This is a genomic window from Sphingomonas sp. P4_D12 (genome assembly GCF_056401895.1).
In genome coordinates this window covers 276,151-295,296 of record NZ_JBFUIL010000001.1, presented here as the reverse complement: position 1 = coordinate 295,296, position 19,146 = coordinate 276,151, and the positions used below count along the sequence as shown (strand labels likewise).

The 19,146-nt window shown below is 66.0% G+C and carries 13 protein-coding genes; 4 read left to right on the top strand and 9 right to left on the bottom strand.

The genetic code is table 11. The features are described 5' to 3' along the window. Positions 1-15 precede the first annotated feature (15 nt). On the bottom strand, positions 16-1,011 hold the full coding sequence (locus AC1DSD_RS01340) for an aldo/keto reductase (RefSeq protein ID WP_478027848.1): 996 nt from the start codon (positions 1,009-1,011) through the stop codon (positions 16-18). Beyond that, positions 1,008-1,376, bottom strand: a complete 369-nt coding sequence (locus AC1DSD_RS01335; protein ID WP_478027847.1) for an L-rhamnose mutarotase — start codon at positions 1,374-1,376, stop codon at positions 1,008-1,010. Before AC1DSD_RS01335 ends, AC1DSD_RS01340 begins: the two co-directional genes overlap by 4 nt. A 137-nt stretch (positions 1,377-1,513) precedes the next feature. Between AC1DSD_RS01335 and AC1DSD_RS01330 the strand changes: the two genes are divergently transcribed. Further along, on the top strand, positions 1,514-2,806 hold the full coding sequence (locus AC1DSD_RS01330; RefSeq protein WP_478027845.1) for an L-fuconate dehydratase: 1,293 nt from the start codon (positions 1,514-1,516) through the stop codon (positions 2,804-2,806). Here AC1DSD_RS01330 and AC1DSD_RS01325 read toward each other — a convergent pair whose 3' ends face one another. From AC1DSD_RS01325 to AC1DSD_RS01300, 6 genes are all read right to left on the bottom strand, one after another. Beyond that, positions 2,807-4,996: a WD40/YVTN/BNR-like repeat-containing protein gene (locus AC1DSD_RS01325; RefSeq protein ID WP_478027843.1), complete on the bottom strand. Its 2,190-nt coding sequence runs from the start codon at positions 4,994-4,996 to the stop codon at positions 2,807-2,809. A 3-nt stretch (positions 4,997-4,999) separates the two neighbouring features. After that, the gene (locus AC1DSD_RS01320) at positions 5,000-5,842 is read right to left on the bottom strand and encodes an aldose 1-epimerase (protein ID WP_478027841.1); all 843 of its coding nucleotides are present in this window, start codon (positions 5,840-5,842) and stop codon (positions 5,000-5,002) included. A 21-nt stretch (positions 5,843-5,863) separates the two neighbouring features. After that, a complete protein-coding gene (locus tag AC1DSD_RS01315; RefSeq protein ID WP_478027839.1) occupies positions 5,864-6,517 on the bottom strand; it encodes a hypothetical protein in 654 nt (217 codons plus the stop codon). 13 nt (positions 6,518-6,530) lie between these two features. After that, the gene (locus tag AC1DSD_RS01310; RefSeq protein ID WP_478027837.1) at positions 6,531-8,051 is read right to left on the bottom strand and encodes a tryptophan halogenase family protein; all 1,521 of its coding nucleotides are present in this window, start codon (positions 8,049-8,051) and stop codon (positions 6,531-6,533) included. Continuing rightward, entirely contained in the window at positions 8,048-9,553 is a 1,506-nt protein-coding gene (locus AC1DSD_RS01305; RefSeq protein ID WP_478027836.1) for a tryptophan halogenase family protein, read from the bottom strand. Before AC1DSD_RS01305 ends, AC1DSD_RS01310 begins: the two co-directional genes overlap by 4 nt. A gap of 93 nt (positions 9,554-9,646) precedes the next feature. After that, complete coding sequence (locus tag AC1DSD_RS01300) at positions 9,647-12,727, bottom strand: TonB-dependent receptor (RefSeq protein WP_478027834.1); 3,081 nt, start codon at positions 12,725-12,727, stop codon at positions 9,647-9,649. Positions 12,728-13,044: 317 nt separating this feature from the next. On the opposite strand from AC1DSD_RS01300, the gene AC1DSD_RS01295 reads away from it, so the two are divergent. Together AC1DSD_RS01295 and AC1DSD_RS01290 are read left to right on the top strand one after the other, a co-directional pair. Next, entirely contained in the window at positions 13,045-14,061 is a 1,017-nt protein-coding gene (locus AC1DSD_RS01295) for a cupin-like domain-containing protein (protein WP_478027833.1), read from the top strand. Between the two features lie 14 nt (positions 14,062-14,075). Further along, entirely contained in the window at positions 14,076-15,965 is a 1,890-nt protein-coding gene (locus AC1DSD_RS01290) for a sialate O-acetylesterase (RefSeq protein WP_478027832.1), read from the top strand. Positions 15,966-15,975: 10 nt separating this feature from the next. On the opposite strand, the gene AC1DSD_RS01285 is transcribed toward AC1DSD_RS01290, so the two are convergent. Beyond that, positions 15,976-17,037, bottom strand: coding sequence for a LacI family DNA-binding transcriptional regulator (locus AC1DSD_RS01285; RefSeq protein ID WP_478028235.1), 1,062 nt, complete (start codon positions 17,035-17,037; stop codon positions 15,976-15,978). Positions 17,038-17,183: 146 nt separating this feature from the next. Here AC1DSD_RS01285 and AC1DSD_RS01280 point away from each other — a divergent pair, with 146 nt between their 5' ends. Then, positions 17,184-19,145 (top strand): hypothetical protein, encoded by a 1,962-nt coding sequence (locus AC1DSD_RS01280; protein WP_478027830.1) that lies wholly within the window; start codon positions 17,184-17,186, stop codon positions 19,143-19,145. Position 19,146 lies beyond the last annotated feature (1 nt).

Below are 19,146 nucleotides of genomic sequence, written 5' to 3'. Positions count from 1 at the left end.
TGCCCGCTCCCACTCCTATTCCGTCCTGGCCGGAACGGGCACATCGGCCCGCAGCAAACCCGCCGTCTTCAGATCACTCCACAGACTGTCCGGGACGGGCGCGGCGATATTGGCCATCGTCGCCCGCACCTCGTCGGGACTAGCGAGACCGACGATCACGCTCGCTGCCTGGGGGTGCGCGAGGACGAATTGCAACGCGGCGACCGGCAAGGCCACATCGTGCGCCGCGCATATCCGTTCGATCGCACGCGTCCGCTGGCAGATCGCCTCGGGCACGTCGGCATAATCGTAATGCGCGGCAGCCGCGTCCGCCCCCAGCGCCAGGATCCCCGAATTGTAGACACCGGCCAGGACCAGCGCGGTTCCCGTGGCGGCACAGCGTGGGAAAAGGTCGTCGACCGGGCTTTGCTCGAGCAAAGTGTAGCGGCCGGCGAGCAGGATGATATCGAGCGATACGCGCTCCATCAGTTCGAGGCACACCGCGGTCTCGTTGACGCCGACGCCGATCGCCGACACCGCCCCTTCGTCGCGAAGCTCCTCGAGCGCGGCGAAGCCGCCCTTGTCCAGCAATTCGCTCATCCGGGCGTCATGTGCCGCCCCATGGACGCGGCGCCCGATGTCATGGACATAGAGGATATCGACGCGGTCGCGGCCCAGCCGCTTCAAGCTGGCCTCATGCGATCGCAATATTCCGTCGCGCGAATAGTCATAGACCGGCGCGAAGGCCGGCGCGTCGACAAAACCGTGGCGGTCGCGCTCGGCGGTCGCAAGCGGTTCCAGCACCCGACCTACCTTGGTCGAGACGACGACGTCGCGACTACCGGCGATCGCCCGGCCCAATCGCGTCTCCGCCAGTCCGAAGCCGTAATAAGGGGCGGTATCGGCATAAAGCAGCCCAGCCTCGAGCGCGGCAGTGATCGTCGCCTCGGCAGTCTGGTCGTCAACCGCCCGATAGAGATTGCCGAGCGGAGCGGTGCCGAAGCCGATCGGGGGCAAATTCAGGCCGATCATTGCGCGTCGAGGTCGAAAATCTGCGTCATCTGCACCCATTTTTCTCCGGCCGGCGCGAATGGCAAAGGTCGCTGGAAACGCCACATCAACTCTTCCCAGCGGTCGATCTCGGGCGGAGCCGGAACCGGCCGCGGATAGTCGTTCGCCGCTTCGACGATCATCATCAGACGGTCGCCCGCACGCCAGATCTCCATATGCTCGGCGCCTTGCGCGCGAATATGCGCGACGACTTCCGGCCAGGCCGATCCGGGCGCATGGCGTGCCTCATATTCGGCGATCAGCGCCGCGTCGTCGATCAGGTCGAGCGCGTAGCAAAAGCGCCGGATAGCCGCCGCAGACGCTTCGGATGGATCGGCATTTCCCACATTTCCCTCCTGTCGGCAGGTCCGGCGACGGCCTGCACCCTAAAGCGCGCTTGCACCGGCGGCAATCAGCACATATGAAAATACACTACACCAGCGAAATACCATTCGACCGGTACCGGGGGCATAACGCGAACGCCATGACCAGCATCGTCAAGCTTCGTGTGCTCGACATCCGCTTCCCGACCTCGGCGCGGCTCGACGGCTCGGATGCGATGAACCCGGATCCCGATTATTCGGCCGCTTATTGCATCCTCGAGACCGACCAGCCCGGCCTCACCGGGCACGGCCTGACCTTCACGATCGGCCGCGGCAACGATATCTGCTGCGCCGCGATCGAGGCACTGGCGCCGCTGATCGAAGGACTGGACCTCGACTGGATCCGGGCAGACGGCGCGCGCTTCTGGCGGCACGTGACGGGCGACAGCCAGCTCCGCTGGATCGGACCGGAAAAGGGCGTGATCCATCTCGCGACCGGCGCCGTGGTCAATGCGGTATGGGATCTGCTGGCGAAGCAGGCCGGCAAGCCCCTGTGGCGGCTGATCGGCGAGATGAGCGCCGAGGAGATCGTCGGGCTGATCGATTTCCGCTATATCACTGACTGCATCACGCCCGAGGAAGCGGTGGCGCTGCTGACCGAGCGCGCGGCGGGAAAGGCGATGCGGGTCGCCGATCTCGAGGCGAACGGCTATCCCTGCTACACGACGTCGGCAGGCTGGCTGGGCTATTCGGACGACAAATTGGTCCGGCTCTGCCACGAAGCGGTCGCCGAGGGGTTCAATCACGTCAAGCTCAAGGTCGGGCGCTCGCTGGAGGAGGACATCCGCCGCGTGACTCTGGCACGTGAGGCGATCGGACCGGATCGCCAATTGATGATCGACGCCAATCAGGTGTGGGAAGTCGGGGAGGCGATCGCGCATGTCCGCGAGCTTGCTTTCGCCAACCCCTGGTTCATCGAGGAACCGACCAGCCCCGACGATATCGAGGGGCACCGGCGCATTCGCGAAGGGATCGCGCCGGTCAAGGTCGCGACCGGGGAGATGTGCCAGAACCGTATCCTGTTCAAGCAATTCATCATGCGCGGCGCGATCGATGTGGTACAGCTCGACGCGTGCCGGCTGGGCGGCGTCAACGAAGTGCTGGCAGTGCTGTTGATGGCGGCGAAATACGACCTGCCGGTCTGTCCGCATGCCGGCGGCGTGGGCTTGTGCGAATATGTCCAGCATCTGGCGATGATCGATTATCTCTGCTTCTCGGGGACGAAAGAGGGGCGCGTCGCCGAATATGTCGATCACCTCCACGAGCATTTCGTGGAGCCGTGCGTGGTGGCGGGCGGCGCCTATCGCGTGCCCGAGGCGCCCGGTTATTCGATCGAGATGCAGCCCGCGACACTCGCCGCCTTTACCTTTCGCAAGGCTGAAGCAGCAGGCTGATCAGCCGGCGGGGTCGCCATAAAGAATGCCCCGTCCGTCGGTCCCGATATAGACTCGGCCGCGGCGGCGGGGATCGCCCGAAATCACGCGGAAGCGGCCGCCCCAGCGATGCCCGGCATCGTCGATCCGAACCCAGCGAGCGCCGCCACCCGACGATCGCCAGATGCCGGTCTCTCCGGCTCGCCTGGCGACGGCATAGACAGCAGGATCCGCCGGCGAGCTGCCGAGCCCCAAGCCGAACAAGGCGATGTCGAGGTCGGGCGCGAGCCGCTGGAAGGTCGGGCCGCCGTCGCGACTGCGGTAAAGCTCTGTGCCGCACAGCAGGAACAGGTCGCCCGGCGCAAAGGGCGAAGCGACCAGGGCGGGCTGGCTTTCGCGGTTGCGGGGACGAGCCAGCGACAGATCCGTGCACAGGCCCCGTGTCGCCATCGACGCGAAATGCTCGCCGCCATCGACGCTGGCGAAGATCCGGCGCGTATCGGGGTCGACCGCCCAGGCGAGCCGGGCATCGACCTTGTCGGCGACGATACGGAGATTGCCGGGCAGCCCGGCGATCTCAACCCAGTTCTTGCCGCGATCGCGCGTCAGTAGCGGACGTTCGGCAGCGACGAAGAAACGTTGACCGTCGGCCGAGACGGTGATCGGCGCCTTGCCTTGCGCCTCGAGGCCGTGCCCGTCGTTCCACAATGGCGTCCGCAACGGATGCCAGTTAGCGCCGCCATCGTCGCTCCAGCCGAACCCCGCCTCGATCTTCTGCCCGTCATGGACATTGCCGCTGCGCACCAGCACGAGCCCAGCGCGACCGGCATAATCGAGCGTGTTGGTATTGGTGTTGCGCGGCGACAGGAACATGCCCGGCGGTGAGCGCCCGAAATCGCGGTGCACGAACCCGCCGAGGTCGCCGAAGCCGGAGACCAGCGACGCGCCGGCGGTCGGGCTGGTCAGCGTGATGATCGCGGTCTGCTCGACGCCTTTGGTCCAGGGAGTCCAGAGCAACGCAGACTTGGGGGCATCGTTGGTGACATAGACGGTGTCGCCCGTCGTATAGGCCAGCCGCCGGGGATCGAACGGGTCGAGCGCCAGCCCGGCCATCCAATGGCCGAGAGCGGCTTCCGGGCGGCCCCAGTTGAGGAAGGGCGTGGCGCGGGTGTCACGATTGCTGAGCGGACCGAGATCGGTCCAATGCCGGCCGCCATCGGTGGTGCGCCACAAGGTATCGCCCGGCTTCCAGCGGTTGAAGGTCGAGGCATAGGCCACACCGTCGCGCGCGGGATCGGCGGCGATGCCGATATAGCCGCCGGGCGGCGCGGCGGCGCCGCGATCGGGTGAGATGTCGTGGAACGCGCCCGATCGCTCCAAGGCCCATATCGCGCCGCGCGTCACCCCGCTCGGGCCGATGCCGTCGGCCCAGGTGACGTAGAGCCGGCCGACGCCGTCGAGTGCCGCCTTGACCGGCGCCAGTCCGGAGGGGCCACCCGCGAGCCGCGTCCAATGCGCGCCGTCGTCATCCGATTGGAGCAATCCGGCCTCACCAGGATCGGCGATTCCGGCGAATATGCGCGGCGATTTGGGGTCGAACAGCACGAACGCGATGCCGGGATGCGTCGCCCTGGGCGCGGCGGGGCCGGCACCGGCATAGGGGAAGGCGTAGTCTCGCCGCCAGTGCGCGCCGGCATCCTCGCTCCGCCACAATCCGTCGTGGCGCGAGCCGAACAACAGGCGGCTCGGGTGACGCGGATCAATCGCGAGCCGCTCGCCGAGACCGCGCCCCGGCTCATTGCCGCCCATGCGGAAAGGCACCGGCACGATCGTCCAATGCCCGCCGCGATCGTCAGAGCGCAGGATCGCCGCGGGGTCACGCGCGGACATGCCGACCGCGGCATAGACGCGGTTGGCGTCGACCGGGTCCGGGGCGATGCTCTCGACACCGAAAAAGCTGCCTTGTGCAAAGCCGTCCATCAGCGGCACCCACATGCCAGCGCGATCCTCCCAGCGATACGCGCCGCCCATATCGGTGCGCAGATAGGCAAGCCCGCGCTCGACCGGGCTGAACACGATCCCCGGCGCGAAGCCCCCTCCCCCCACCGTCACGTTGGTCCAGCGATAGGGAGCAGCGGGCCCTCGCGCCGCAGCGGGCGCCAGCGAGGCAAGCGCCAGCGCGGCGCCGAGAACGATCGGTCGCAACGCCATTGCTCAGCTCGTGATACGCATCTTCAGCACGAGCATCTCGCCTGGATCCAGCGTGTCGATCGCGAAGTCCTGGTTGAGCGCATCGGGCAGATGCGACACCGGTTCGACGCACAGGAAGGTTTCACCAGGCGGCGCGTAGAGATGGACGGTCCGCGCGCCGATCGCGCTGACCCGGGTGACGCCGTCCGCGCCGTCGATCCTCGCCTGACCCGTCCAGCCATCGAAACTGTTGTCGATCAGGCGATCGGGAAAGCCCGCGCCCGCGCTCCAGTCGCCGAACGCGTCGGCCGCGACAGGCCGGGTCGGGATCATCGTCTCGTCGCCCTCCCACATCCGCTGCGTGGCCATCGTCAGCCGCGTCGATGCGTCGCGCGGGAAATAGGGATGAAGGCCAAGACCGCCGGGCATCGTCCGGTCGCTCTCATTCGCGAGCAGCAAGCTGATGGTCAGCCCGTCATCGTGCAGTGTCAGGCGCTGCTCGGCGCGGAACGCCCAGGGCCAGCCGCCACCGCCGGCATGCCGCAATTCCATCACCGCCTCGGCCTCCCCAGCCATGCTCATCGTCCAGGGCGACTGCCAGCCGATGCCGTGCAGGCTGTGCGGGTGGTCGCCGAAATTGAGCGGCAGCCGATGCGCCTCGCCGGCGAAGAAGAAGCGCCCGTGCGCGATGCGGTTGGCATAGGGGACGAGCGGGAAGCACCCGGTCGCGAGCGGATCATCGACACCCTCCGGCGCACGCCGCAGCACGTCACGGCCATTGTGCGTCAGATAGGCGATCGCGCCGCCCAGCTCGGGCAGCAGCCCCGTTTCCCAACGGCCCGCGCGAAGCAATGCCGGTTCCCGCATGCCGATTCTTCCTAGTTCTTCCTAATTCTTCGGTGCGGGCAAGCGGACGATGTGATTTTCGCCGGCGAAAGTCACGGTCACCACCACGACCCGGTCGCCGCGCAGTTTGAGCTTGTCGCTGACGACCTGTCCGCCCTCGACCGCGCCCGGCTTCACCTCGACCGGCTTGAGCAATACTTCATCGAGCTTGGCGACGTTGACCTTGGACGGCGCTGCCCGGGTCCGATCGAGCGTATCCTGGGGCACGCCGCTCGACGATATCCCACCCATCCCGCCGGTATAGCCGGTTGTGTCGAGCTGACCGGCGCCGTTGGTAGACAGGGTCGGCGCGGCATAGCCGGACGAGGCGGTGCTGCTGCCGGCCACCGGTCCGGGCGCGCCGGCCTCCGCGAGCAGTCTCTCGCGCGGAAGGAGCACGATCGCGCTGCCGTCGGCGGCAGCGAGCGAGATGTTTTCCGGCCCGAACGGCGCGCCTGCCTTGCCGCGATTGACCGCGACGACATGGAGCACGAGCCGGCCTTTCGCCAGGGTGGTCTCGGCGACCACATGGACGTCGCCGACCTTGCCGGCGGAGACGATGTCGGTGCCGGGCTTGCCGTCGACCGGCGCGGCATCCTGCGCAAGAGCGGGGGCAGCGATTGCGAGCAACGCCGCAAGTGGAAGTGCGATCCTCATCTCCAGTCTCCTTTCACGCGTGATCCGCCGGCATCCGGCAATGGCGATCGATATGCGCGGCATGTGTCGGCATTTGCGTCACGGTGTCGCCAATCACCTTGCGCATCGCTTCAAGGACGCGCCGCGCCTGGTTCTCGGGCACCGCGAGCGTCATCGGATCATAACCGCGCGGCGTGACGCCCTGCCCGAGCAGCACGGCAAGCCAGCTCGGCGCCTCGAACAAATCCTTGCCGCGTTCGAGCAGCCGCCCGTTCCGCTCGAACGCGTCGATCTTGGCGGCGAGCGTGTCGGGGACCTCCATCGCGCGGCACATCCGCCAGAACTCCGAATCGTCGCGCTCGACGCGATTGTAGTGGAGCACCAGGAAGTCGCGCACGCTCTCATATTCGGCGCCGACCTGGCGGTTATATTCGGCGCGACTGACGGGGTCGAACCCGCGATCGGGAAACCAGGCGAGCAATTTGGTGATGCCGGTCTGGATCATGTGAATGCTGGTCGATTCGAGCGGCTCGAGAAAGCCCGACGCGAGCCCGAGCGATACGCAATTGCCGACCCAGGTGTTGCGCCGGCGGCCAGTGGTGAAGCGCAACGGACGCGGATCGCCGGTGGCGGCGGCGCCGATATCCTCGGTCAGAACGCGCGCGGCCTCGTCGTCGGAGATGAAATCGCTGCAATAGACATGGCCGTTGCCGGTGCGGTGCTGGAGCGGAATGCGCCATTGCCAGCCGGCGCTGCGCGCGGTCGACCGGGTAAAGGGTGGCAGATCGGCGAGCCGCTCGCTCGGCAGGGCCAGCGCGCGGTTGCACGGCAGCCAGCGGCTCCAATCCTCATAAGGTTCGCCCAGCGTCTGGCCGATCAGCAGTCCGCGAAATCCGGTGCAGTCGATGAACAGTTCGCCTACGACCTCACGCCCGTCGTCGAGCGTCAATCGTTCGATCAGTCCGCTTTCGGCTCCGATCGCGACGTCGGCGATCTTGCCTTCGATCCGCGCGACTCCCCGCGCTTCCGCATAGCGCCGCAGGAAGCGCGCGTAGAGCGAGGCGTCGAAATGATAAGCGTGCGAAAAGGTCGAAAAGACCCCGGGCGATCCCGGCGGCCGGTCGAACTTGCCCGCCAAGGCCGCCTGCTCGGTCAGCGAGAAAGCCGAGAGCGGTATCTCGTTCCCCGCGGCGCGGCAGCGCAGCCATTGCTGGTGGAACGGGGTCATGCCGAAATCGTCGCCATAACGCCCGAACGGGTGGAAATACCGATGCCCAAGCCGCGTCCAGTCGACGAACTCGATCGCGAGCTTGAACGTGCCGCCGGTCGCGCGGACAAACTCGTTCTCGTCGATCCCGAGCATGGCGTTGAACAGGCGGATCGGTGGGATCGTCGCCTCGCCGACACCGACCGTGCCGATCTCCTCGGATTCGACCAGCGTGATCGTGCAGCCGCTCGCGCCCATCGCCAGCGACAGAGCGGAGGCTGCCATCCAGCCCGCCGTGCCGCCACCAGCGATGACGATCGAGCGGATCGGACCGGGCGCGCCGCTCATGCTGCCTGCGCCGCGCAGCAGCTGGCGATGAACGCCCGCTGCTCGGGCATCCGCTCGGCGGCGCGTGCGATCGCGTTCGCGCGTTGGTTCATGCCGCCCTGGAGGTGTTCGAGTGGCAGCCGGTCGACCAGCGGATCGTAGCGACGCGGGAGCATGTTGTTGCCCAGGAAGATCGCCACCCAGCTGGGCTCCTGGTATGATTCCTCGGAGAACAAGGCGACCCGACCACAACTTTCGAACACCGCGATCTTGTAAGCGAGCGTGTCGGGGATCGGCAGCTGCGCGCAATGCCGCCAGAACGGCTCGGGCCGCCGGGTCGGACAGTAATGCAGGATCAGGAAATCGCGGATCCGCTCCCACTCGGCTTGGGTGACGCGGTTATATTCCTCGATCATCACCGGGTCGAACCGACGATCCGGAAGCAACTCGATCACGCGCGCGAGCGCGGTCTGGATCAGCTGGATACTGGTCGATTCGAGCGGTTCCATGAACCCGGCGGCAAGCCCGACCGCGACCACGTTCTTTTCCCAGAAACGTTGCCGATGCCCGGTCTTGAACCTGAGCAGGCGCGGCTCGCCCAGGGCCGGCGCGTCGAGCCCGTCGAGCAGCGTCGCCACCGCCTCGTCATCGGAGATGAAATCGCTGCAATAGACGTGGCCGTTGCCGGTGCGATGCTGCAGCGGGATGCGCCACTGCCAGCCCGCCGTCTTGGCGGTCGAGCGCGTGAACGGCGTGAGGTGCTCGACCGGTTCGGACCCCACCGCGACCGCGCGGTCACAGGGCAACAAGCTCGACCAGTCGCGAAAGCCGATGCCGAGCGCCTTGTCGATCAGCAGCCCGACGAAACCCGAGCAATCGATGAAGAAATCGCCGTCGATCGCCTCGCCGTCGGCCATCGTTACGCTTTGCACGAAGCCGGTCTCGGGATCGAGGTTTACTGCCGTGATACGGCCCTCACGGCGGCGCACGCCGCGCGCTTCCGAATGGGTGCGCAGGAAGCGGGCATAGAGACCGGCGTCGAAATGATAGGCGTGCTTGAAGAACGCGTCCTCGGCCGGCAGCGTCTCGGCCGGAGCGAAGCGGCCCCGCCGGGCGGCGGCATAAGGCATTGACCAATCCTCGATCGGTCGCGGGTCGCCCAGGCGATGGAGCTTGAGCCAGTGATGGTGCGGCGAGATCCCCTCGATCGTGTCGCCATAATCGCCGAAGCCGTTGAAATGCGAATTGCCGACCTCGCCCCAGTCGCGAAACTCCACGCCGAGCTTGAACGAACCGTTGGTGGCCGCGACGAAATCGCGCTCGTCGATCCCGAGCAGCCCGTTGAAATGGGTCATCAAGGGCACCGTGCCCTCGCCGACGCCGATGATCCCGATCTCGTCGGATTCGATCAGCACGATCTCACAGGCAGGCGGGGGAAGAAACCGGGCGAACGTCGCGGCCGCCATCCATCCCGCGGAGCCCCCGCCGACGATGACGATCTTCCTGAGCGCCGCTTGGTTCATTTCATCTTGTCGCCGGCTGGTTACCCTTGATGGGCGAAGAAAGAGGTCCCCGCAAGGATGCGGAGACCTCTAGTTGCTTCTTCGCAAGGAAGCTCAGAACGAGCCGCGGACGATGAACGCGAACCGCCGGTCGGTATCGGTCCAGCTGTAGCGCGGCCTGAGGTTGGTATCGCCGACATCCAGGAACGTCCGCGAATTGAGCAGGTTGGTGCCCTGCACACCAACCTTGATGTGCTTGTTCAACGATACGAGCACCGATCCGTCGAGCTGGCCATAGGCTTCCGACCAGACCGGATAATTGATATTCGCCGCCGACGTGGTCAGCAGATAATGCGATCGCCAGTTATAGGCGAGTCGCGCCGAGACGCCGTATTTCTCGTAGATCGCCGCGACGTTGTAGGACCATTTCGACAGGCCTTCGAGCGGCAGGTTGGAGATCTTGGCGTTGGTGGTCTGGTTGGCGTCGAACACGTTGACGGCAGTGTTGGCGCCGCCGCTCGAGTCGACAAAGGTCAAATTGCCCTGGAAGCCAAGGCCGCCGAGCGCGCCGGGCAGTCCGTCGAAGAACTGCGTGTAAGCGAGCTCGAAACCCTTGATCTTGCCATGCGCGCCGTTGGTCTGCCGCGTCACGTCGAAGGTGAGCGTCTGACCGCCGCTGGTGTAGGTTTGCGAGGCGACGCCGGCGAAGATGTAGTTACTGATATCCTTGTAGAACGCCGCCAAGGTCAGGCTGTTCGATTTCCCAAAATACCATTCGAGGCTGGCGTCGAACTGGTTCGCCCGGGTCGGTTTGAGATCCGGGTTGCCCGCCGTGCCGGTGAACGGCGTCACCCTGCCGCCGACTCCGACGCCATTCGGAGCACCGGTGGCCGAATTGAAGCTGAAACCGAGCGACGTGAAGGGATTGAGTTGCGCGAAGGTCGGCCGCACAATCGCCTTGGCCGCGGCGAGGCGCAACTGGACCTGGTCGGTCAGGAAGAAGCGCAGGTTGAGGCTGGGCAGCACGTCCGTGTAAGACCCGCTCGACGCTTGCGTCAGTCCTCCGATATTTCCCGCCGCAAACGCCCGAGCCTGGTTGATCAGGGCGCAATTCGCCGGGCTGACGCCCTGAGGGTCGTTCGGATCGCAAGCGAGCGTCGGTCCGGCGACGCGAACCGCCGATCCCGTCGCACCGGTTTCGGTGCGGACGATGCGCACGCCGACATTACCGTCGAAGTGGAAGCCGCTGCCCTGGTCCTGCCCGAACCGCAGCAAAGCATAGCCGGCATAAGTGCGCTCGGTCTGGTTGTTGATGCCGCCGCTGACATTGTCGGCACCGGGAGCCGCCGCCGCATAATTATCGGTCAGCGGCACCCAGCCCCAGCCGGCGGATTCGGTATTGCTGAGATAATTATAGGCATTGGCGGTGCCGTTCTGGACCAACGCCGCGGTGGGGAACCAATATCCGCCGACCGACGGCACCTTGCCACGGAAGAAGTTGTTGTAATTGAATAGGTTCGATTGCTGCGGCAGCAAAGCGTTCTGATGCGTCGCGTCGAAGCCGGTCTGGTTCAGCGTGACCGGCGTACCGCCGCCCCAATATTGCGCCGACAGCAAGGCCCAATTGTAGCCGGTCTGGCGCGTGATCGCGTTGCGGTCGGTGACCCGGCCGCCAAGCCGAAACGACTTGAGGAACGGCGAGTCGGTAAAGGTATATTCGACGTCGGCGCGCTCAGCCCATTCATGCGCCTCATTGTCCTCGATGTGATCCATTGCGGCCGCCCACCAATAGGCGCTCTTGTTGCTGTAACTGCCGCCCGCGGTCGGCGCGATGGTCATCGAGGGATCGTCGCCGCTGAAGTCGAACTTGATCGTCGAGGGGATGCCGACCTGGGTGAAGGCGGTCATGCTGTAAACCTGGGCCGTCGACTTCACATATTGGACATCGGCGCTGACCGCCCAATTGGCATTGGGAGTCCAACGCAGGTTGAGCGAATAATCCTGCGTCTTCTTGGTCTGCTTGCCGGCGCGCGTATCGAAGTTGAGATTGCGGTTAGCGAGCGTACCGGATTGCAACTGGCCTTGCGGGCCATAGCTCAGGTTGGTGTTATTGCCTGTGTTATTGACATCAGGCGTATCATAATCGCCGACCGCATTTTCGATGTCCTGTGGCGTCGCCTTGGCGATCAATCCCTCGAGAGTGATGAGCAATGTGTCGCTCGGTTTCCACTGGAACGCCGCGTCGATAGCGGTGCGGCGCTGCTGCCAGTCGACCCGGCGGAACCCCATTCCGGCGGGAACATACACATTGGTGCCCGCGGCGAACCCACCTTGGGAAGAGGTCAGCTTTTCGGGGTCATAGCGCCCGCCGCTGATGCTGTCGGTGCGGTTGCCGACATTGCCGAGGCTGTAGGAAACCAGCAGGCCCATTTCGCCAAGCGGCGACTGCCAGCGGTCGCTGGCAAGGATATTGCCCGAGAAGAAGGTCTTCTTGCGCAAATCGGCATAATTGGCGTCGCCCGAAAAGGCGATGACCAGGCCCTTCGCGTCGAACGGCTTGCGCGTGCGCAGATTGATGATGCCGCCGATCCCGCCTTCGACCAATTCGGCCGAGGGGTTCTTGTAGACGTCGACGCCGGCGAGCAGGTCGGAGGAGACGTCCTCGAACGACAGGCCGCGGCCGTTATTCGCCGAGAAGACGTCACGGCCGTTGAGTTCCGAACGAACGAAGGAAAGTCCGCGAATGAACACGCCGCCGCCTTCGGACGACAGGCGCGCCGGGTCGCGATTCTCGTTGGTGCGCTGGAGGGTGACGCCGGCGATACGCTGCAGCGCCTCGGACACCGAGCGATCGGGCAGCGCGCCGATATCGGTCGCGGTGATCGAGTCGATGATCTGTTCCGAATTCTTCTTGCGCTGAGTCGCGCTCTGCACCGACGCGCGAATGCCGGTGACGATGATATCGCCCTTGCTCTGGGTGTTGATCGTCGATTGGTCGTTGGTCGCCTGCCCGTCGGCGGGCTTGTCGGCCGCAGGCGTATCCGCCGGCGCGCTGGCATTGGCAGTAGTTTGCGCGTGTGCCGGAACGGCGAGCATCGCCGCGAACGCCAAAGCGAGGACCGAGCTGCCCCCGCGCAAGGTGCGGCGATCGGCGGTCGGCTGCGTCGCGCCTTCGAGCATATTCGACTGGAACATTAAACTTCCCTTCCTGAACGCAGGCCAGGGAAGCGCGTGAACGACAGGCCGGATAGTATCCGGTTTCCCCTCCACGAGCACCTCCCAGGGTGCTTTCTGCCGCCGTGGTCTGGTGCCTCGGCTGATTGTGTGAATACCACCGTGATAACGCTACCTCAACCAAAAATGTTTGCGCTACCAATTTTTTTTATCCACCCTTGCTGCTAGGCGTTTCTGGCGCCGGCACAGCAGAATCGGCATTTCCTTTTTAAACAACGCGATGGGGAGGAGTCGGCCATGGACGGCAGCATCGAACGGCGTCGCGGCGGGCGGAACGGGTGACGGCCGCCATTCGAGAGATCGTGCTGGACCGCGACGACAGCGGCGCGCCTGAACGGTTCGCCGACCTGATCGCGACGGCCGAGCCGGTGGTGTTGCGCGGGCTGGTGCGCGATTGGCCGGTCGTGGCGGCGGCCGGCGACGGTATGGCGGCGCTGGTCGCTTTCCTGAAGGCGTTCGATCGCGGCGGCCTTGCCAGCTGCATCGCCGGCCACCCGTCGATCAATGGCCGCTTCTTCTATACGCGCGACATGACCGGCCTCAACTTCGGGCGCCGTGACGCGACCGTCGCCGATCTGCTCGACCAGTTGGTGCACCAGGCGGACCAAGCCCATCCGCTCGCGATCGCGATGCAATCGGCGCCGGTACGCGAGGTGCTACCCGGATTCGCCGAACGGCATCCGATGGCGCTGCTCGACCCGTCGGTGGCGGCGCGGATCTGGATCGGCAACGCCATCTCGGTCGCCACGCATTACGATTCGAACGACAATATCGCCTGCGTCGTCGCCGGCCGCCGGCGGTTCACCTTGTTTCCGCCGGATCAGGCGGCGAATCTCTATCTCGGGCCATTCGAACTGACTCCGGCAGGCACTCCGGTCAGCATGGTCGATGTCGATGCGCCCGATCGCGATCTTTATCCGCTCTACGCCGAAGCGGAAAAGCAGGCGCGGACGGCCGAGCTCGGCCCGGGCGACGCGATCTTTATTCCCTATCTGTGGTGGCATGCGGTCCGGTCGCTCGATCCGGTCAGCATCCTGATCAATTACTGGTGGAGCGATCACGCTGTGCCGACCGCGCCGGTCCAGGCGATGCTGCATGCCTTGCTCGCGTTCCGCGATCTGCCGCCGGCACGGCGGGCGGCGTGGCGCGCGCTGCTCGACCATCTCGTTTTCGCCGACGATGCCGGACAAGCGGCGCACTTGCCCGAGCATGCACGCGGGGTAATGGGCCCGATCTCGCCCGAGATGCGGCGTGAGTTGCACCGCGTGATCGCCGCGGTGCTGCAATCGAAATAATCAGGAGAGGGAAGATGATGCGGTGGATGATCGTGGCATTCGGCATGTTGGCGTCCGCGCCGGCCGCGGCACAGGTGACGTTCGACGCGCCGTTCACCGACCATGCGGTGCTGCAGCGTGATCGTGCGATTGCGGTGCACGGCCATGCCGCGCCCAAGGCGGAAATCGTGCTGAGCTTCGCAGGCGCGACCGTCCGTGCGGCCGCCGACGCCAATGGCGCGTGGCGCGCGACCTTACCGGCGAGGCCCGCCGGCGGCCCCTACTCCCTCGTCGCATCGAGCGCTGGCGCAAACGCGACGCTCGGCGATGTCATGGTCGGCGACGTGTGGCTGTGCTCGGGCCAGTCGAACATGGAATTCACGCTGCGCCACGTGACCAATGCCGATACCGAGGTGCAGCAGTCGGGACATCCGTTGCTGCGCCTGTTCAACGTGCCGCGCCAGTCGAGCGCGACGCCGCAAGCGAGCTTCGGCGCCGCGGTCGGCTGGCAGGTCTCGGCGCCGGCCAGCGCGGCGGATTTCTCGGCGGCCTGCTATTTCATGGGGCGCGAGCTTCAGCAGCGGCAGGGGATCGCGGTCGGGCTGATCTCCTCGGCCTGGGGCGGCTCGGTGATCGAGGACTGGATCAGCCGCGAATCATTGGCGACGCTGCCGCGCTATCGCGCGGCGCTCGACTTGCTGGGTCTCTACGGGCGCGATCCGGCGGCGGCATCGCTGCAATGGCGCAATATGGTGGAAAAGTGGCTCGGCGCGCGCGCGTCGGCGCCGGCCAATGCCGCCTGGCGTCCGGTACCCTCTACCGCGGCCTGGGAGAATTGGGGCGACCCCGCGCTCGCGAGTTTCGACGGCATCGGCTATTATCGCGCGCATGTGACGCTCACCGCCGCGCAGGCGGGCAAGGCCGAACTGGCGATCGGCGCGGTCGATGACATCGACCTGACACGCGTCAACGGAACCACGGTCGGCGCGCTCCAGGGATGGGACGCGCAACGCCGCTATCCCGTCGCGCCCGGCCTGCTCCATGCGGGAGACAATGTGATCGAGGTCGCCGCGATCGATACCGGTGGCGGTGGCGGTCTGTGGGGCACCGCGCCGCGCACGCTCACTTTGGCCGACGGCACGGTCCTTGCGCTGAAGGACTGGCAGTTCACGCGCGGCGACGCGCTCGCGGCCATCGGCGTGCCGCCCGGCCTGCCCTGGCTCGGCGGCAGTGGGCGGACCACGCTCTACAATGGCATGATCGCGCCGCTGGATGGTTATCCGGTCAAAGGGTTCGCCTGGTATCAGGGCGAGGCGAATGTCGCCGATGCCACTGGTTATGCCGAGCTGATGCCGCTGCTGATCGCCGACTGGCGCAAGCGCTTCGGCGCCCAGCCGTTCCTGATGGTCCAACTCGCCGGATTCGGACCGCTGACCTCGCGGCCGGTTGATGACGTCTGGGCGCAATTGCGCGACGTCCAGCGCCGCGTCGCCGATGCCGACCCGAAGGTCGGCATGGCCAGCGCGATCGATATCGGCCAGGTCGCCGACATCCACCCGACCAACAAGCAGGGCGTGGGCTATCGCCTAGCGCTCGGCGCGCGCGCTATCGCCTTGGCGGAAAAGGTCGAGGCGCGGGGACCTGCCCCTGCCGCGGCCGTCCGGCGCGATGGCAAGATCGCGATCCGCTTCGCGCATGGCCCGCTGGTGACGGTCGGTGGCGGCCAGGTCATCGGATTCGAACTGTGCGACGCAGGCGGGCAATGCCATTATGCCGACGCCGTCGCGAGCGGCGATACGGTGCTGGTACCCGACGACGGCAAGGCGAGCGAAGTCCGCTATCTGTGGCAGGCCAGCCCGATCGTGAACCTCTACAATCCGGACGGGCTGCCGGCGACCGGGTTCCGTTTACCGATCGGGCGGTAGCGCCGACAGTCTACGCCCCAAGGTGTCCGTCCGACTCGCGCTCGACCAATGTGAAATCGAGCACCAGCCGGCGCGGGTCCGGCGTCTTGCCCTGGCGCCGCGCATTGACCTCGGCGACGAGCATCTCGATCGCGGCGCGCGACATCGCCGCGATCGGCTGGCGCACGGTGGTGAGCTCGGGCCAGATCGCGGTGGCCAGCGCGGTGTCGTCGAACCCGCACACGCTGACGTCTCCCGGTACGTCCAGCCCGCGGCGATGCGCGACGGCGACCGCGGCGGCCGCCATGTCGTCGTTGCTGGCGAAGATGGCGGTCGGGGGTTGGGGCAGATCGAGCAACGCCTCGCTCGCCTCGAGCCCCGAGCGGTAAGTGAACAGCCCCTGCTTGATCAGCGCTTCGTCGATCGCGATCCCCGCCTCGGCCAGCGCCGACTTATAGCCTTCGAGCCGCCGCTCGCTCGCTGTCTGGTCGGGGTTGCCGATGATGAAGCCGATCCGCCGGTGGCCCTGCGCGACGATGTGCCGCGTCATCGCCTCGGCCGCGGCGAAATCGTCGATCGACACGGTCGAGACCCCATCCGCCATCCGGGCGGTGGCGACCGCGACCGCGGTCACGTTCTCCGCCGCGAGCAGATCGATCAGCGGTTGCGAATCGCACAAGGGCGGGGGCAGCAGGATGCCGTCGATCCCGCTCCTGATCAGGTGGCGCGCACTGGTCTCCTCGCCCTCTCCCCGGTCACATTTCTCGACCACCAACTGGACGTCGGAGCGGCTCGCCTGATCCAGGCTGCCGACCAGAAACTCGCTGAGATAGGCAGCGCTGGGATTACTGTAGAGCAGCCCGAGACGCACCTGACCGCCGCCGGCGAGGCTGCGCGCCGCGCGATTGGGGGCGTAATTGAGGGCGGCGATCGCCTCGTTGACCGCGTCGCGGGCAGCCTGGCGGACATGGCTCGCGCCGTTGATCACGCGCGACACCGTCATCGGTGAGACGCCGGCCCGCTTGGCGACGTCTTCGATTCTCGGCGCATCGCCGCCACGGCCTTTGCGCTTTTGTGGTGTTCCCCCGTTCATCCGCGTGCGTGTAGCGCAGCATTGCGCGTCAAGCCCAGCCAAAATCCTTTCGCCACATTCCGACACGACCCGATTGCCATCGGCGCAACTCTTATGGTAGCGCTCACAATGACTCGGGAACAACCCGGCATCGAGGGGAGACATGCGTGCCTGAAATTGCCCGCCGGCGACGTTCTGGATCGATTGCGCGTGCCGTCTTGCTCGCCGCGATCGCAGGACTGACCACGACGCCGGCCGCCGCGGCACCTCCGCTGTTGCAGGCGGCCGCTGCCTCCTCCCCTGCCCCGTATCGCAACTTCAAGGTCGCGATCTATGTCGTCGTCGGCAATGTCCGCGCGCTGGCCGACCGCGCGACGTTCGACCGCGAATATGCCCGCGTCGCCGGCCAGCTCCATTTCGACAAGGTCTATATCGAGGCCTATCGCGACCACCAATTCGCGACCGATGACGAACTGGCCAAGGTGTCGTCCTATTTCCGCGAGAAGGGCGTGGCGGTGGCCGGCGGCATCACGCTCGCGGCGGGCGGCAAGAACGGACAATTCGGTACGTTCGATTACGAGGATCGTGACGACCGCGCCGAATGCGAGCGCGCGGTGCGGCTCGCGGCGCGGCATTTCGATCAGGTCATCCTGGACGACTTCTTCTTCTTCACCTCGAAGAGCGACGCCAACATCGCCGCCAAGGGCAAACGCAGCTGGACGCAATACCGGCTCGACACGATGCGCGGCGTCGCGCGCGATCTCGTGCTGCGCCCGGCCAAGGCGGAGAATTCCAAGGTCCGGATGATCATCAAATATCCGAACTGGTACGAGCATTTTCAGGGGTTGGGCTACGACCTCGACCAGGAAGCCAAAGCGTTCGACGGCATCTATACCGGAACCGAGACCCGCGACCCGGTGATCACCGACCAATTGCTCCAGCAATATGAGAGCTATTCGGTCTATCGCTATTACGCGAACATCCGTCCGGGCGCGAATGGCGGCGGCTGGGTCGATACGTTCAGCACGCGTTATCTCGATCGCTATGCCGAGCAATTGTGGGACACGGTTCTCGCCAAGGCGCCGGAGATCACGTTGTTCAACTGGAGCCCGATGGCGTCCGACGCGGGCGCCGATGAGGGCGAGCGGCCCTGGGCCACGATGGGGACCAGCTTCAACTGGTCGGCCGCCATGCATGCCTGGCGACAATCGGGATCGCGCGCGCCGGCCGGCKGGGCGCGCGCCGCGGGACTGTCGCTCGACGCGGTTGATTCGGTGCTCGGGTCGCTCGGCAAGCCGATCGGCGTGGCGAGCTACAAGCCATATCAGTCGAGCGGCGACGACTTCCTGCATAATTATCTCGGCAATATCGGCATCCCGATCGAACTGGCGCCGACCTATCCCGCCGACGCCCGGACGATCCTGCTGACCGAGGCTGCCGCGGCTGATCCGGGAATCGTCGCGAAAGTACAAGCGAGCCTGAAAGGCGGCGCGACGGTGATCGTCACCTCGGGCTTCGTGTCCGCGCTCGGCACGCGCTTCGCCGATCTCGCGGAATGGACGCCGACCGGACGGACCGTCGCGGTCGATCATTTCATCGAGGGATACGGCGCGGGCAATGGCCGCCTGCTCGACGATCCGGGCGGTTCGGCACGGCCGATCCTGTTCCCCGATCTGCGCTTCTACACCAATGACAGCTGGGCGGTCGTGCGCGGCGTGTCGGGGCAGAAGGGATTCCCGATCCTGCTGATGAACAGATATTCGCAAGGCACGCTGATGATGCTGGCGACGCCCGAAAATCCCAGCGACCTCTACAATTTGCCGACCGCGGCGCTCGACCATATCCGCGCGATGACGATGCAGGACTTTCCCGCCCATCTCGCGGCGCCAGCTAACGTCGCACTCTTTGCCTATGACAACGGATCCTATGTCGTGGAGAATTTCCGCGACCAGCCGGCGACGGCGGCGCTGGTGATCAAGGGCGAGGACGTCAAAGCGGTCGGGCTGTCCGACAACACGCCGATCGCCGCCGCACCGGTGCCCGGCGGCAAGGACGTCCAGCCTGGCTGGACGCGCTTCGTACTCGATCTGCCGCCGCATTCGTTCCGGGCGATCGCGACCAGCAGATGAT